The organism is Psychrobacter sp. AOP3-A1-26 (genome assembly GCF_052378235.1).
In the GTDB taxonomy this organism is placed as follows: domain Bacteria; phylum Pseudomonadota; class Gammaproteobacteria; order Pseudomonadales; family Moraxellaceae; genus Psychrobacter.
This window is the reverse complement of the sequence record NZ_JBQSXN010000165.1, coordinates 1-1,891: the sequence shown is the minus strand read 5'-3', so window position 1 is coordinate 1,891 and position 1,891 is coordinate 1. Positions and strand designations below refer to the sequence as shown.

At 41.7% G+C, this 1,891-nt stretch carries 2 protein-coding genes; one reads left to right on the top strand and one right to left on the bottom strand.

The genetic code is table 11. From position 1 onward, the window contains the following. Positions 1-159 precede the first annotated feature (159 nt). Positions 160-909: a hypothetical protein gene (locus tag ACT3TU_RS14070; RefSeq protein WP_444784523.1), complete on the top strand. Its 750-nt coding sequence runs from the start codon at positions 160-162 to the stop codon at positions 907-909. 71 nt (positions 910-980) lie between these two features. Here the strand turns inward: ACT3TU_RS14070 and ACT3TU_RS14065 are convergent. Next, a partial coding sequence (locus ACT3TU_RS14065; protein ID WP_444784522.1) for a calcium-binding protein occupies positions 981-1,891 on the bottom strand: 911 nt, incomplete at its 5' end.

The following is a 1,891-nucleotide window of genomic DNA, read 5'->3' as shown; positions in this document are numbered from 1 at the left end:
TTTGTTGGTCATACTAGTTTCCTTCTTTGGGTTATTATAACCTCTTAGAAGCTGTCCAATTTTATTATGCCACTACACACACTCATAACATCAGGCTCAATTAAAAAAGGATAGTGTGTTAATATTCAATCTATTGATATTCATGGAGATTTATCGCTTATGCCAGTGCTAGAAAAAACGCCAAAACATAGAACCATCACCGCTATAGTATTGGCGCTACTGCTACATTTGATGGTTGCACTGGTATTGTACGTAACCCTATATGAAAGGCCGGACACTGACACTCAGCAAGCGACTCATCACACTCAGCCTGCACCCGTTGTAGCGCAATCGCATGATACGTCGCAAGTCAACGTAACCCAGTCAACTGAACGCCATGATAACAAAAAAACCATGATAACAAAGCAAAAAACCGACCTACCAGCGATAACAACTCCTACGCAGAAAGTAGCGCAAGCATCAAAAGATGCCAGCATAGCGAAAGATAAGGCACCCAAGCAACCTGCTAATATGCTAGCTTCTACCGTAAATCAAAACCCACTAAATTCCAGTACTAATACACCAGATCTCGATACGTCAAGTAATAAAACGGCAAATACCAGGGCGAGCAATAACAACACATCTCAAACTGCCAAAAATGATACTTATAAAAATAGCCGTAGCGCTAACGACAACTCGACTCAGCAGCTACAAACAACTGTAGAATATGAGCACTTAGAGGATGAGCTAGAAGAGAACGCTGAGCGTCTATTTGCTCTCATCAATACCGTTAAAGAGCGCAATCAGCAACAGATCAACGAGCAGCGAGCCAGTCAATCTATAAAGTCGCCTAAACCTACTGAGCAAATGACGACACCTGATTATCCCATCTCCCCTATTACCTCATTAGACAAGTCAAAAAACAACTAAATACGTAACAAAAAAGCCATCACAAGTATGGCTTCTTTGTTTACATCAACATTATCTAGAAAAGATAGCAATTATATCACGGTAATATCAGTATCGACATATAGAGTCACCGATGGATCCAATGTGCTCTGATACTGAGCATATCCGGTCTCATCAGACGTTTGCTGTTTTTCAAAATCCGCTGTTAAAGAGACACTATCAGCATTGTCGCCATTGATAAACAGCTCATTGTTACTATCGGTCATCTCAATGACATCACTGGTAGTAAGGTTAGTCAATGACTGTGCCCCATTACCCGTCATATCAATCACTTCCATATTATCAATCACGCTACTATCAAAGCCACTAAAGTCAATACTAGTATCTACTAACAAGGTGTCGATGCCGTCACCACCATCCATCAATAGATTGTCTGCAGAGAATACGATTTTATCGTTACCAGCACCGCTTATCAGCGTGTTAGCACCTGTACCACCATCGAGGAAGTCATTACCGCTACCTCCGATTAAGGTGTCATCACCAGCGCCGCCTTTATAATTCACAGCTACAGACTGTCCAGAGGCATCAACGATATCATTCTCCGCTGTACCTACAAAGGTTTTGCTAAAAGCGATATCGACAGATACCGTTTCAGTCACTTCAGTTGATATACTATCAGTCATCCCTGTAGCTTTATCGGTAGTGCTAAGCGCAAAGTCCAAATCACCTTTTAGCGGTACAGAAGACTGAATTTGTAAGTCATTTATTTGCTCAGGGGTGATACCAGTTATGGTATAGCTATTAGTACTATCATCCCACACGGCAGTCAACATTTCACCTGTACTCTTCACCCTAAAGCGTAAGACATCATCGGTTAAGCTAACGCCATCATCAGTGATAACCATATTAACGGTCTCACTACCATCCGTGTCTTGCATAACTGCGTTTAGGTTAAGCGTGGTCCACTTACCCTGACTACCAAGAATAGTAGAAGGATTAGCAG